Source organism: Tabrizicola sp. BL-A-41-H6 (assembly GCF_050632395.1).
Classification (GTDB): Bacteria; Pseudomonadota; Alphaproteobacteria; order Rhodobacterales; family Rhodobacteraceae; genus JAUYQR01.
Genome location: NZ_CP192600.1, coordinates 3840044 through 3853961 on the forward strand (window position 1 = coordinate 3840044; position 13918 = coordinate 3853961).

A 13918-nucleotide genomic window follows, 5' to 3' on the forward strand; every position below is an offset into this window, starting at 1 on the left:
ATCACCCCGCCCGCTTTGCCTCGATCACCTCCCACATCCGCGCCGCCGCATTGGTCCCGTCAAACCGCTCCAGCTCCTGAATGCCCGTGGGCGAGGTCACATTGATCTCCGTCAGCCAGTCGCCGATCACGTCGATACCCACGAAAACCTGCCCCTTCTCCCGCAACACCGGCCCGATCACCCGGCAGATTTCCAGATCCCGCTCGGTCAGCCCGACCTTCTCCGGCCGCCCCCCCGCATGCATGTTCGACCGCGTCTCCCCCGCCTGCGGCACCCGATTGATTGCCCCCACCGGCTCGCCATCGACCAAAATCACCCGCTTGTCGCCCTTCGACACGTCCGGCAGGAACTTCTGCACGATCAAAGGCTCGCGGTTGATCCCCATGAACAGCTCATGCAGGCTCGCCAGGTTGCGGTCATTCGGGTCCAGCCGGAACACCCCCGCCCCCCCGTTGCCATAAAGCGGCTTAAGGATGACGTCGCCATGCCGCGCCTTGAACGCGCGGATCGTGCCAAGGTCGCGGGCAATCGCGGTGGGCGGCGTCAGTTCCGGAAAGCGCAGCACCAGCAGCTTCTCGGGGCTGTTGCGCACCCAGAACGGGTCGTTCACCACCAACGTCTTGGGATGGATCATTTCCAGAAGATGCGTCGTGGTGATGTACCCCATGTCGAACGGCGGGTCCTGCCGAAGCCAGACGACGTCGTACTCCCCCAGATCGACCTCGGTCTCTTCGCCGTAGCTCACATGATTGCCGACCTCGCGGCGCAATTCGATCGGCCAGCCGCGCGCCATGACGCGGCCTTCGACAAAGGCCAGCCGGTCGGGCGTGTAAAAAAACAGCGAATGCCCGCGCGCCTGGGCTTCAAGCGCGATGCGGAAGGTGGAATCCGCATTGATGTTGACCGACCCGATCGGGTCCATCTGCAAGGCGACTTTAAGCGACATCATACTCTCCGGCTGGGTCCGCAGCGAGTGATGACCCAAGGCAGGGCAAGATGCAATTCAACCCGCGAAGGCGTTTTCCAAAACCTCGATCCGGCCTTGCCCATCGACCAGCGCCAGATCGATGCGCACATCGGTCAAAAGCCCGTTCGGTTCGCTGGCCACAAATTCCTCCACGGCACCGAAGATGCGGGCGATCTGCGCCTGCGACAGATGGCTTGCGGCCCGATCATGGGTCTGGCTTTGCTTGACTTCGATGAATACGACCGTGTCGCCCTGCCGTCCGACAAGATCGATCTCGGCGCGCGATCCCCGCCAGTTCCGCGCACAGATTGCCACGCCCCGCGATTCGTAAAGCCGGGCCACCGCTGCTTCGGCGGCATGGCCCGCAAGATGGTTGCCTAGCCCCCGCTCCGCACGCCTCCGTTTGACGGTCGATCCATCAAAGCCGGGCGAGGCGACGAAATCGAATGGCATCAGTCCCCTCCCTTGCTGCGCTCAAGCGCGATTCGGTACGCCATCTTGCGCGGTATCCCCAGACTTTGCGACACAACACTTGCTGCATCCTTAACGCTCATCGTCTGCAGCGCCCCGTCCAGCGCCGCTTCGATACGTTCCGCGCTGGCTTCTTCCGGCAGGGCGCGGTCGACCAGAACCACGATCTCGCCCTTTAGCGCCCGGTCAGCGAAATCGCCGACAAGTTCGGCCAAGGTGCCGCGCGCCACCTCCTCGAAGCGTTTGGTCAATTCGCGACATACCACCGCGTGCCGGGCGCCGCCGCAGGTTGTGACCAGATCGGCCAGCAGGGCACCAACCCGCTTGGGGCTTTCGTAAAAGATCAGCGTGGCCTGCACCGCCGCGAACTCTTCCAGATAGCGCAGCCGGGCCGACCCCGTGGTCGGTGCAAACCCTGCGAACAGGAACCTGTCGGACGGCAGCCCCGAAACGGTCAGCGCACAGATCGCGGCACAAGGGCCGGGGGCGGCAAAGATCGGCAAGCCTTCGGCCACCACCGCACGGGCCAGCACGAAGCCTGGGTCCGAAATCAGCGGTGTCCCCGCTTCGGACGCATAGGCAGCCGACTTCCCTTCGCGCAGCGCGGCGATCAGCCGGGCCGCCACCGCATCGCCGCTATGTTCATGATACGACATCACATGCCGCGTCCCCAGAGAGACGCCGTGGATCTCCATCAGGTGCTTCAGCGTGCGGGTGTCCTCGGCCAGAAGGAGGTCTGCCCCCGCCAGCACATCCAGCGCGCGCAGTGTGATATCCCTCGCCGCGCCGATCGGCGTCGAGACAAAATGCAGCCCCGGTGGTATTGCGCGTACGCCGGTTTGATCGGCTACGGATGCGGTCCAGTTCGGTTGCCTCACAAGTTTACTTCCCTTTCGCAACCAATTAGTTTGGCCCGCAGTTGTTGCACCGTCGCCCAGAGTGAGGAACCTCCATGTTGTCCGCAATTCTACGGGCCCGCAAGTCGTTGGGTCATTTCGTCCTCGTTCTGTTCGCTGTCGTGCTCAGCGCCTGCGTGCCTGCCGGCGGCCCATCGGGGCCGGGCAATGCAACCGGCTCGGTGCAAGTTGCGCTCCTCATTCCCTCGGGCTCGGGGTCGGGCACGGACGAGCTCTTCGGCCAGAACCTTGAAAACGCCGCCCGGCTGGCGATGGCGGACCTATCGGGCGTGACCGTGGACCTGCGGGTCTACAAGACCGGCGGCAGCCCGGCGCAGGCCCGCGCGTTGGCGCGGCAGGCGGTTGACGAGGGTGCCAAGATCATCCTCGGTCCGTTCTATTCCGAAGAGGCGAACGCGGCCGGTGCGGCCGTGGCCGGGGATGGCGTCAATGTCCTCGCCTTCTCTAACAACTCCGACATCGCAGGCGGCAACGTCTTCGTCCTTGGCCAGACCTTCGACAACACCGCCCGTCGCCTGGCGAATTACGCCGTGCGCAATGGCAAAAGCCGCGTCCTGATCGTGCATGACCAGAATGTCGCTGGCACCGCCGGCCGCGCCGCGATCGAGCGGGGCGTCACCTCAGCCGGCGGATCGGTCGTCGGCACCAGTTCCTACGAATTCTCGCAAAACGGCATCGTTCAGGCCGCGACCGGCATCGCACAGACGGCGCGCAGTTCCGGTGCCTCGGCGATCTTCCTCACCGCCACCACTGACGGGGCGCTGCCGTTGATCAGCCAGATGCTGGTGGAAAACGGCGTCGACCGCTCTGCCACCCAGTTCATCGGCCTGACCCGCTGGGACATTCCCGCCGCCACCGTGGCCCTGCCCGGTGTGCAGGGCGGCTGGTTCGCGATGCCCGATCCCGGTCTGTCCAACCAGTTTCAGGCGCGTTACTCAGCAGCCTACGGGGCTGCGCCGCATCCGGTGGCCGGGCTGGCCTACGACGGTATCGCCGCGATCGGCGCGCTGGTGCGTCAGGGCAAGGCCGATGCCCTGACCGCCAATGCCCTGACCCAAAGTGCAGGCTTCGTCGGCGTGTCGGGCATCTTCCGCTTCCTGCCGAACGGCACCAACGAACGCGGGCTTGCCGTGGCCCAGATCCGCAACAACCAGGTCGTGGTGATTGATCCCAGCCCCCGCAGCTTCGCCGGTGCCGGGTTCTGAGGGCGCGCGGCTCGACGCCCGCCCGACCTCGACGCCAACCCCCACACCGGCAGCAGCGCCACAGCCTGACGCCCGTTTCGGCGTGGCACAGCTACTCGATGCAGCCGCGCTGAGCGCGGCAATCGCCGCCGAACTGGCGGCGCCGGACCCGCGCGCTGCCCGTGCCGTGGCGGTCCGGCACCTCGCCGCCGCCAAGGCCACCGCGAACGAGCATCTGGAAGCGGTGTTCAAGGCTCATCCGATCGAGGCGCGCACGCTTATCACCGCACAGGCGGCCCTGACCGATGTGCTGGTGCGGGTGGCGTTGAATGTGGCCTGCCTGCTGCACCCCACCCCCAACCCGACCGAGGCCGAGCGGATCGCCGTCCTTGGTGTCGGCGGCTACGGCCGCGCCGAGATGGCGCCGCATTCCGACGTCGACCTGCTGTTCCTGACGCCGTGGAAGATCACGCCCTGGGCCGAAAGCGTGATCGAAAGCATGCTTTACATCCTGTGGGACCTGAAGCTGAAGGTCGGCCACTCCAGCCGCACGGTGAAAGACTGCCTGCGCCTCGGCCGCGACGACATCACCATCCGAACCGCGCTCTTGGAGCACCGCTTCATCGCCGGCTACGAGCCCCTCGCGGTCGAACTGGGCGACCGGCTCTGGTCCGATCTCTTCCGCAACACCGGCCCGGAATTCATCGAGGCAAAGCTGGCCGAACGCGCCGAACGGCACAAACGGCAAGGGGGGCAGCGTTACGTCCTTGAACCCAACGTGAAAGAGGGCAAGGGCGGACTGCGCGATCTGCAGACCCTGTACTGGATCGGTAAGTACCTGCACCGCGTCCCGTCCTCGGACGGTCTTGTCGGCGCGGGCCTGCTCAGCCGCGAAGAATACGAGATCTTCAACCGGGCCGAAAACTTCCTCTGGGCCGCGCGGTGCCACCTGCACTACATCACCGGGCGCGCGACCGACGTGCTGACTTTCGATCTTCAGGTCGAGGTCGCGGCCCGGATGGGCTATCGCGATTCAGCTGGGCGGCGCGCGGTCGAACACTTCATGCAGGATTACTTCCGCCTCGCCACCCGCGTCGGCGAATTGACCCGCATCTTCCTCACCGAGCTGGAAGCCCGCCACGCCAAGCGCGAAGCCTCGCTGTTCGGCATCTTCAAGCGCACCAAGAAGGTCCGCCCCGGCTACAAGCTGGTGCAAGGCCGCATCGACGTGATCGACCAGCGCGAATTTCTTGCCGACAAGCTGAACATCCTGCGCGTCTTCGAAGAGGCGCTGCGCACCGGCTATCTCCTTCACCCCAACATCATGCGGCTTCTGGCGGCCAACCTCGACCTGATCGACGACGACATGCGCGAAAACCCCGAAGCGCGTCGCATTTTCCTCGATCTGCTGCTGAAACACGGCAACCCCGAACGCAGCTTGCGCCGGATGAACGAACTTGGCGTTCTGGGCACCTTCATCCCGGAATTCGAAGCCATCGTCGCGATGATGCAGTTCAACCTTTACCACCACTACACGGTCGACGAGCATATCATCCAGACGATCAGCTGCCTTGCCCAGATCGAACGCGGCGAACTGGTGGAAGAACTTCCCGTCGCTTCGGGCATTCTGAAAGACGGCGTCAACCGCCGCGTCCTTTACGTGGCCCTGCTCCTGCACGACATCGGCAAGGGACGCCCCGAAGACCACTCCATCATCGGCGCGCAGATCGCCCGGCGCATCTGCCCGCGTCTGGGCCTTGATGCAGAGGAATGCGAAACCGTCGAATGGCTAGTGCGCTATCACCTGCTGATGTCGGACATGGCGCAGAAACGCGACATCGGTGATCCCCGCACCGTGCGCGATTTCGCCAAGGCCGTCAAAACCCGCAAGCGGCTGGACCTGCTGACCGTGCTTACCGTCTGCGACATTCGCGGCGTCGGCCCCGGCACCTGGAACAACTGGAAGGCCATGCTGCTGCGCCAGCTTTACAAGCTGACCTCGGATGCGCTGGAAGGCGGCCTTGAAACCGTCAACCGCGAGAACCGCAAGGACGAGGCGAAACTTGCCCTGCGCGCCCGCCTTTCCAACTGGGAACCCGCAGCCCTCGACCATGAAACCGGCCGCCATTACGCACCTTACTGGCAGGGGCTGTCCACCGACACGCACGAGGTGTTCGCCACCCTCCTGCGCGGCATTGGCGATGATGAGATCCGAATTGACCTGCACCCCGATCCCGACCGTGACGCTACGCGCGCCTGCTTTGCGCTGGCCGATCATCCCGGCATCTTTAGCCGTCTGGCGGGCGCCTTGGCACTGGTTGGCGCCAACGTCGTCGACGCCCGCACCTACACCTCGAAAGATGGCTACGCGACCGCCGTGTTCTGGGTGCAGGACATCGAGGGCAGACCCTATGAAGTCGCCCGCCTGCCTCGTCTGCGCGGCATGATCGGCAAGACCCTGAAAGGCGAGATCGTCGCCCGCGAGGCGCTGAAAGACCGCGACAAGGTCAAGAAACGCGACCGCGAGTTCCGCTTTCCCACCCACATCATCTTCGACAACGAAGGCTCCGACATCTACACCATCATCGAGGTTGATACCCGCGACCGTCCCGGTCTGCTGTTCGACCTCACGCGCACACTGGCCAACAACAACATCTACATCGCCTCGGCCGTGATCGCGACCTACGGCGCGCAGGTGGTCGATACCTTCTATGTGAAAGACATGTTCGGCCTGAAACTGCACGCCAAGTCGAAACAGGAAGCCTTGGACCGCAAACTGCGGCAGGCCATCGCGGAAGGCGCCGAAAGGGCGATTGCATGAGCAGTTCGCGCGGGATGATCCGCAGCATCGTGGCACTGGGCGGCTGGACGCTGGTGTCACGCGGCGCGGGGCTCGTGCGCGAATTGATGATGGCCGCCTACCTAGGGGCCGGGCCGGTGGCGGATGCGTTCAACGTGGCGTTTTCCCTGCCGAACATGTTCCGCCGTTTCTTTGCCGAAGGCGCGTTCAATCAGGCCTTCGTGCCGCTCTATTCCAAAAAACTCGAGGCTGGCGAGGGCGCCGAGGACTTCGCCCAGAACGCGTTTTCCGGGCTGACGGCCTTCCTGATCGTTTTCACGCTCATCGGCACCATCGCCATGCCCCTTCTCGTCTGGGCGATGGCCGCGGGCTTCGTCGGTGACGGGCGCTTTGACATGGCGGTGGATTTTGGGCGTATCACATTCGCCTACATCGGCTTCATCTCGCTTTTCGCGCTCCTCTCCGGCATCTTGAACGCGCACGGCCACTTTGCCGAAGCGGGCGCCGTGCCGGTGTTGATGAACGTGGTGTTCATCCTGGCGATGCTTCTGGCGGCGCATCAGGGCTGGGACATGGGCCGAACTCTCGCCTGGACCACGCCGATCACCGGCGTCGCCCAGCTGGGCTGGACGCTTTATGCCGCGCGCCGCATCGGCTTTGTCCCGCGCCTGCGCCTGCCGCGCCTGACCCCCGATTTTCGCCGTCTGATGGTGAACATGGGGCCGGCCCTGCTGGTTGGCGGCGTGGTGCAAATCAACCTTCTGGTGTCGCGGCAGGTCGCCTCCGGCACCGAGGGCGCGATTTCGTGGCTGGTCTATGCCGACCGGCTTTACCAACTGCCGCTGGGCGTGGTGGCCATCGCCGTGGGCACTGTCCTGCTGCCCGAGCTTTCGCGCCGCCTGCAAGCCGGCGACTCCGCAGGTGGGCGCGAGGCGTTCAATCGCGGCACCGAATTCGCCCTGCTGCTGACCCTGCCCGCCGCCGTGGCACTCGTCATCATCGCGCTGCCGATCACCGAAGTCCTCTACCAGCGCGGCGCCTTCGGACCCGACGACACCGCCGCCACCGCGCTTGCCTTGGCTATCTACGGCCTCGGCCTGCCCGCCTTCGTGATGCAAAAGGCGCTGCAACCGCTGTTCTACGCCCGCGAAGACACCCGCAGCCCGTTTCGCTATGCGGTCTGGTCAATGGTCCTGAACGCAGGCTTGGCCTTCAGCCTGATGCCGTGGATCGGTTTTTCTGCCGCCGCCTGGGCCACTACACTTTCCGCCTGGGTGATGGTGATCCAGCTTTGGTGGGGCGCACGGCGGCTGGGTGACGAGACGCGCTTTGACGCCCGCTTCCTGTCGCGGCTCTGGCGCATCAGCCTTGCCTCGGCGGTGATGGGTGGGGCGCTCTGGCTCGGCTGGGGGCTTTTGCAGCCGATGCTCGACCTCAAGGCCTACCGCATCCTCGGGCTGGCCTTGCTCATCCTTGGCGGCATCACCACCTACGCCCTTGCCGCGCTTACCTTGGGCGCGGTGCGCCCGTCAGACCTCAGGGCGCTGCGCCGTCAACGCTGACGGATCATCGCGACCACCCGGCCAAGTCCGCCGGGGCTGACGACGAACGACAACAAAAACCCGGTAGCAAACCCGGCCAGATCGGCCACCCATTCCCAAGACGTGCCGAACAGCACGCCGAACAAAAGCTGCACGCCAAGCAGCATCCCGATCAGCGAAAAGGCCCGGTAGCGGTTGGTGCCTGTTCCCGCCAGCCGCACCCACAGCAGAAACGTGAACGCTCCGATCAACCCGTAAACCGCCGGATAGGCCCCGATCAGTTGCGCCCGCACCCCGGGCACAAGGTAGGTATAGGCCACCGCCCCCGCCGCCGCCGCGCCCAGCACCACCGCCAACACCGCCCACCAGCGAAAGATCTCGCCGACCATCTTGCCCAGTGCCAGCAGGATCACGATGGCAAACAGCGCGTGGGTAAAGCTGACGTGCACCAAGGGGTAGCTGACCAGCCGCATCACCCCTTCGGCCGACCAGGCCCCGGTTTCGACCATGTAGCGCAGCAGGTCGGGAAAGAACCCGAACCGTTCCACCGCCTGCAACCGCCAGCCCACCGCCATCGGTCCGCCGACGATGCCGCGGTCCGCAAGGCTCAGCACCGCCTCCATCGCCACCAGAGGCAACACCATGATCCAGACGATCACCGGCAAGGGGTTCAGGGGCGGGACGTTGTGATCTTGGTCCATCGGCTCTCCGGTGCGGGCAATTGACGGGTGTGGCCCCTTCGATTACGCGGGATGGACGACATTATCCAGATGGAGCCTTCCCAATGCCAGCCTCGCAGTCCGCGGCGGTCCAAACGCCGCAGACCTACCAGCCCCGCATCTTCTCCGGCATCCAGCCTTCGGGTGGCCTGACGCTTGGCAATTACCTCGGTGCGCTGAAACGCTTTGTGGAAAAGCAGGACGAAGGGATCGAGACGATCTACTGCATGGTGGACATGCACGCGATCACCGTCTGGCAAGACCCTGCGAAACTGCGCCAGCAAACCCGCGAAGGCGCCGCCGCCTTCATCGCCGCCGGCATCGACCCCTCGCGCTCCATCCTCTTCAACCAATCCCAGGTTTCCGCCCATGCCGAGCTTGGCTGGATTTTTTCCTGCATCGCCCGCATGGGCTGGATGAGCCGGATGACCCAGTGGAAGGACAAGACCGCCGGCAAGAATGCCGAGGCGGCCAGCCTCGGCCTGTTCGCCTACCCCGCGCTCATGGCGGCCGACATCCTCGCCTACAAGGCCACGATGGTGCCGGTGGGCGAAGACCAGAAACAGCATCTGGAACTGACACGCGACATCGCGATCAAGTTCAACAACGACTACGGCGTCGATTTCTTCCCGGTGGTCGAGCCTCTGATCGAAGGCGCTGCAACCCGCGTGATGTCCTTGCGCGATGGCACCAAGAAGATGTCGAAATCTGATCCGTCCGATCAAAGCCGCATCAACCTGACCGATGATGCCGACACCATCGCCACCAAGATCCGCAAGTCGAAGACCGATCCCCTGCCGCTGCCCGAAACCGTCGACGGTCTGAAAGACCGGCCCGAGGCGCGCAATCTGGTGAACATCTACGCGGCCCTCGCCGGCCACACCGTCGATCAGGTCGTCGCCGATTTCGCAGGCGCGCAGTTCGGCACCTTCAAGCCCGCGCTGGCCGATCTTGCCGTGGCGAAGCTGTCACCGATCACAACTGAAATGAACCGCCTGATGCAAGACCCGGCCGAGATCGACCGGATCCTTGGCCACGGCGCCGACCGTGCCGCTGCCCTTGCCGACCCAATCCTCGAACAGGTCTACGACATCACCGGCATGATCCGCTCACGGCGCAGATGAGCAGGCTTTACCGCCTTCTCCTCCTTTTCCTCCTGCTTGGTTCGGCGGGCCTTGGTTACCGGTCCGTCGACGCGATCCTTAAAGACCCTGCCCTCAGCCCACTGGTCGACCGCTCCAAGGATGAAATCGTCGCCCTGACCGACAAGATGGTCGCCGCCGAGGCAACGCCCGAACGTCTGAACGACCTCCTCTCCCGCCGCCTTGCCGAACAGCCGCGCAACTGGGTCGCGCTGCAAGCCTTGGCCGACCTTTACGCCGAACGCGGCCTGACCCTGCCCGCCACCTACCAGACCGCATGGGACGAAGATTCCAGCATCGTCGCGCAGACCGGCGCCTGCCTTTCCTGCGCGTGGGATATCGGCACCTGCTCGCTCTCCACAGCGCTTTTGTGCAAGGCGCCGATCCTTCTTACCCCGGTCGAAGACCTGCGCGGCATCACCAAGGCCGGCGTCGATTACGCCTCTGGAACCGAAATCGACCGCCTTGACCTTGGCCTGTCCGTCGTCGGCCTGTCGGCCACCGTGCTGATCGCGGCCTCGGGCGGCACCTCCGGCACGGTCAAAGCCGGCACCGCGCTCGTCAGGCTCGCCAAGGGGATGCGCCTGCTTACTCCGCGTCTGACCGCACGCATGACCGCCGGACTTACCGATGGCGTCCGCTGGGCCGACATTCCCGCCGTCCGCAGCCTATCCGATCTGCCCGCGCTTTTGCGCGCCGACGCGCTGGCCCCGGTCACCTCGACCGTTGCCGATCTTGGCCGCACGCAGGATGCGGTCGGCACCGCGCAGACGCTGCACCTCCTGCCGCTGATCGATGATGCGGCCGATGCCCGCGCCGTCGCCCGGGTGTCGGAGGCGCTTGGCCCTCGCACCGTCTCGCGCGTCGAGGTGCTGGGCAAATCACGCTTGTTCCGTGCCACGGTCCGCCTCTCGGATACAGCGATCGAACTTACGGCTGGCATCGTTGGGTTGGTTGCAGGCTTGGGGGCAGCGCTGGCGCACATGATCCAGACGGTGATCTTCCGCCGGCTTCGGCGCGCAGCGCCCCAGCGTCGCTGATCGCCGCGTCACGCGGCTGATTCATTCGCCCGCTAGTCTTTGGTGCATCGGGCAACGCGGCTTTCCTGTCCCCGCCGCACAGCCTCGCCACGCCGCTTCCCCACGGCCGCAAGGTGCTTCGCCCGACATGCCCCCATGCCCCGGCATGGGGGCTTTTTTCCGATCTTCGAAGGCAGCGGCACAACCACAGGGCGAACGATCGACCCAACCCGCCGCGCAAGGCGCAAGCCTTTGACTCTCGTGACTCATTTCGGGGGTTTTCGACTTCTCCACAGAAGATTTCGGCAGAAAACGCTTTACAGACTTCCGCTTTGGCAACACCATATCTAGTAAGGGCGGCGTCGGGCATACGCTGACTCTTGCCAGACACCCAGCTTCTAGTGGGTCGCTGCCCGCCAGAAGCCTTATCATGAGGCCGGGCAATGTCGCTTTCCGAAGATCTGGGGTCGATGGATGATCTTCATCCCATCGACATCGTCGAAAACCTGGCCCAGCATCACGCTTGGGAATTTGACCGCGTGACCGACGATCAAATCGCGATGGCGGTCGAAGGTCAGTGGCGCACCTATTCCCTGACCCTCGCCTGGTCGCCGCAGGACGAAACCCTCCGCCTGATCTGCACTTTCGAGATGGAGCCGCCGGAAGACAAGATTGCCGGCCTTTACGACGTCCTCAACCGCTGCAATGACATGGTCTGGACCGGCGCCTTCACCTGGTGGGCGGAACAGAAACTGATGGTCTGGCGCTACGGTCTCCTCCTCTCGGGCGGCCAGATGGCCGGGCCGGAACAAATCGACAAACTGATCGCGTCCGCTGTAATGGCCTCCGAACGCTTCTACCCGGCGTTCCAGATGGTGTCCTGGGGCGACCAGACCCCGGCGCAAGCGATGAAAGTCGCCATTGCCGAGGCGTACGGACGCGCCTAACCTCGCCCCGCTTGATGGGGGATGGAATGGGTCTGGATGTAGTTGCCCGTGATGGGCTGGTGCTACTTGGTTGCGGCAAGATGGGCACGGCCCTTCTCACCGGCTGGCTTGCGGCGGGGGTGCCTGCCGCGTCGGTCTGGGTGATCGAACCGAACCCCACTGATTGGCTCAAATCCTCCGGCGTGCACCTGAACCGGGGCGTGCCGCCCGCCCCTGCCGTGGCCCTGCTGGCAGTAAAGCCGCAGATGATGGGCGCGGCCCTGCCCGCCCTGCAAGCCTTGGGCAACGGCAAGACCCTTTTCGTCTCGATCGCCGCCGGTACCACCATCGCCTCGTTCGAGGCGGCGCTTGGCGCTGAAACTCCGATCGTCCGCACCATGCCCAACACCCCCGCGATGGTCGGACGTGGCATCACCGCGATCTGCGGCAACCCCCACACCACGCCCGAAAACCTCGCCCTCGCCCGCTCCCTGATGGCTGCGGTGGGCGAAGTGGTCGATCTTGACGGCGAACACCAGATCGACGCCGTCACCGCCGTCTCAGGCTCCGGTCCGGCCTACGTATTCCACCTGATCGAAGCGATGGCCGCCGCCGGCGTGGCCGAAGGCCTGCCCCCTGAAACAGCCATGCGCCTTGCGCGCGCCACCGTCTCCGGTGCCGGCGAGCTTGCGCACCGCTCGCCTGATAGCGCCGCGCAACTGCGCATCAACGTCACCTCCCCAGGCGGCACCACCGCTGCGGCCCTCGCCGTCCTGATGGACGACACCACAGGTTTCCCCGCCCTCCTCCGCCGCGCCGTCAAGGCCGCAGCCGATCGCGGACGGGAGCTTGGCAAATGATCACCTACGCCGATTTCGACGCGGTCGACATCCGCGTCGGCCGCATCACTCGCGCCGAACCCTTCTCCGAGGCGCGCAAGCCCGCCTACAAGCTCTGGCTCGATTTCGGGCCCGAGATCGGCGAGAAACGCTCCTCCGCTCAGATCACCGTCCACTATACCCTCGACGAACTGGTCGGCCGGCAGGTCCTCGCCGTGGTCAACTTCCCGCCCCGCCAGATCGGCCCGGTGATGTCTGAGGTGCTGGTGCTGGGCGTCCCCGATGCAAACGGCGCGGTGGTCCTGATCGGCCCCAGCCATAATGTGCCGCTTGGCGGAAAGATGTTCTGATGCAGAAACTCCTGATCACCCGCATGATGCCAGCCCGCGTGCTCGATGCTGCAAAGGCCCGTTTCGACGTCACCCTGCGCGACAACCCGGCCCCGTTGTCGCCCGTCGAACTTCGCTCGGCCCTGCGCGACTACGACGCCGTACTGCCCACCCTTGGCGACCGCTTTCAGCCCGACGTCTTTGCCGATGTCCCGGCCCCCCGCGCGAAAATCCTCGCGAACTTCGGCGTCGGCTACAACCACATCGACGTCGACGCCGCCCGCGCCGCCGGCATTGCCGTAACGAACACGCCGGGAGCGGTCACCGACGCCACCGCCGACATCGCCCTGACCCTGATGCTGATGACCGCCCGCCGCGCAGGTGAAGGCGAGCGGATGCTCCGCGCAGGGCTATGGGGCGGCTGGACACCAACGCAGATGCTTGGCACCCACGTCTCCGGCAAGACCGTCGGCATCATCGGCATGGGCCGCATCGGCAAGGCCATCGCGCGGCGCTGCCACGCGGGCTTCGGGATGGAAGTGATCTTCTTCAACCGCTCGCCCGTGGCCGATGCGGGCGTACCGGCGCGGCAGGTGACGATGGCCGAGGCGATGGGGGCCGATTTTGTCGTCGTCGCGGTGCCGGGAGGCAAGGCCACGCATCACCTGATGAACTCCGAGGCTTTCGCCGCGATGAAACCCTCCGGCATCTTCGTCAACATCAGCCGGGGTGATGTGGTGGATGAGGCGGCCCTGATCGCGGTGCTGCAAGCCGGAAAGATCGCTGGCGCGGGCCTCGACGTCTATGAATTCGAGCCGCAGGTGCCGAGCGCCTTTATGGCGATGGAAAACGTGGCCCTCCTGCCCCACCTCGGGACCGCCGCGCTAGAAGTGCGAGAAAACATGGGGATGATGGCCGTCACCAACCTCATCGCGCATCTCGAAGGCCGCGACCTGCCGAACCGGGTCTGAGCCACACGTCTTCAGCGGAAAAAGACGCCCCTCAAATGAAGGGTCGGCCTCGGCAGTTTCGCTGGCACGTCGCCGGATGGCAGGCTCGATTGA

The 13918-nt window shown here is 65.0% G+C and carries 13 protein-coding genes; 9 read left to right on the forward strand and 4 right to left on the reverse strand.

Annotation, left to right across the window (positions count from 1 at the left end):
- Window position 1 precedes the first annotated feature (1 nt).
- The 3 genes from gshB to rsmI are packed head-to-tail and all read right to left on the reverse strand — an operon-like array spanning window position 2 to window position 2316.
- Window positions 2–946 carry a glutathione synthase gene (gshB, locus tag ACROUL_RS18885; RefSeq protein WP_431300974.1) on the reverse strand — a complete coding sequence of 315 codons (945 nt, stop codon included), beginning with the start codon at window positions 944–946 and terminating at the stop codon, window positions 2–4.
- A 57-nt stretch (window positions 947–1003) separates the two neighbouring features.
- Window positions 1004–1420 carry a YraN family protein gene (locus tag ACROUL_RS18890; RefSeq protein ID WP_431300975.1) on the reverse strand — a complete coding sequence of 139 codons (417 nt, stop codon included), beginning with the start codon at window positions 1418–1420 and terminating at the stop codon, window positions 1004–1006.
- Window positions 1420–2316: a 16S rRNA (cytidine(1402)-2'-O)-methyltransferase gene (gene rsmI, locus ACROUL_RS18895; RefSeq protein WP_431300976.1), complete on the reverse strand. Its 897-nt coding sequence runs from the start codon at window positions 2314–2316 to the stop codon at window positions 1420–1422. The genes ACROUL_RS18890 and rsmI overlap by 1 nt, the downstream gene beginning before the upstream one ends.
- Before the next feature lie 74 nt (window positions 2317–2390).
- Between rsmI and ACROUL_RS18900 the strand changes: the two genes are divergently transcribed.
- From ACROUL_RS18900 to murJ, 3 genes are read left to right on the forward strand one after another with little or no spacing between them, the layout of a single operon-like run.
- Window positions 2391–3560 (forward strand): penicillin-binding protein activator, encoded by a 1170-nt coding sequence (locus ACROUL_RS18900; RefSeq protein WP_431300977.1) that lies wholly within the window; start codon window positions 2391–2393, stop codon window positions 3558–3560.
- Window positions 3547–6360: a [protein-PII] uridylyltransferase gene (locus tag ACROUL_RS18905; RefSeq protein ID WP_431300978.1), complete on the forward strand. Its 2814-nt coding sequence runs from the start codon at window positions 3547–3549 to the stop codon at window positions 6358–6360. Before ACROUL_RS18900 ends, ACROUL_RS18905 begins: the two co-directional genes overlap by 14 nt.
- Entirely contained in the window at window positions 6357–7901 is a 1545-nt protein-coding gene (gene murJ, locus ACROUL_RS18910) for a murein biosynthesis integral membrane protein MurJ (RefSeq protein ID WP_431300979.1), read from the forward strand. The genes ACROUL_RS18905 and murJ overlap by 4 nt, the downstream gene beginning before the upstream one ends.
- Here murJ and ACROUL_RS18915 read toward each other — a convergent pair.
- On the reverse strand, window positions 7892–8581 hold the full coding sequence (locus tag ACROUL_RS18915) for a rhomboid family intramembrane serine protease (RefSeq protein ID WP_431300980.1): 690 nt from the start codon (window positions 8579–8581) through the stop codon (window positions 7892–7894). The two genes, murJ and ACROUL_RS18915, sit on opposite strands and share 10 nt — an antisense overlap.
- Before the next feature lie 83 nt (window positions 8582–8664).
- Here ACROUL_RS18915 and trpS point away from each other — a divergent pair, with 83 nt between their 5' ends.
- The 6 genes from trpS to ACROUL_RS18945 all read left to right on the forward strand — a co-directional run bounded on the left by trpS (window position 8665) and on the right by ACROUL_RS18945 (window position 13825).
- Window positions 8665–9723, forward strand: coding sequence for a tryptophan--tRNA ligase (gene trpS, locus ACROUL_RS18920; RefSeq protein ID WP_431300981.1), 1059 nt, complete (start codon window positions 8665–8667; stop codon window positions 9721–9723).
- Complete coding sequence (locus ACROUL_RS18925) at window positions 9720–10781, forward strand: hypothetical protein (RefSeq protein WP_431300982.1); 1062 nt, start codon at window positions 9720–9722, stop codon at window positions 10779–10781. Before trpS ends, ACROUL_RS18925 begins: the two co-directional genes overlap by 4 nt.
- A 422-nt stretch (window positions 10782–11203) precedes the next feature.
- Window positions 11204–11707, forward strand: coding sequence for a YbjN domain-containing protein (locus ACROUL_RS18930; protein WP_431300983.1), 504 nt, complete (start codon window positions 11204–11206; stop codon window positions 11705–11707).
- A 26-nt stretch (window positions 11708–11733) separates the two neighbouring features.
- Window positions 11734–12546, forward strand: coding sequence for a pyrroline-5-carboxylate reductase (gene proC / locus ACROUL_RS18935; protein WP_431300984.1), 813 nt, complete (start codon window positions 11734–11736; stop codon window positions 12544–12546).
- Window positions 12543–12875 (forward strand): tRNA-binding protein, encoded by a 333-nt coding sequence (locus ACROUL_RS18940; protein WP_431300985.1) that lies wholly within the window; start codon window positions 12543–12545, stop codon window positions 12873–12875. The genes proC and ACROUL_RS18940 overlap by 4 nt, the downstream gene beginning before the upstream one ends.
- Window positions 12875–13825 carry a 2-hydroxyacid dehydrogenase gene (locus ACROUL_RS18945; protein WP_431300986.1) on the forward strand — a complete coding sequence of 317 codons (951 nt, stop codon included), beginning with the start codon at window positions 12875–12877 and terminating at the stop codon, window positions 13823–13825. The genes ACROUL_RS18940 and ACROUL_RS18945 overlap by 1 nt, the downstream gene beginning before the upstream one ends.
- The last annotated feature ends 93 nt before the right edge of the window (window positions 13826–13918 follow it).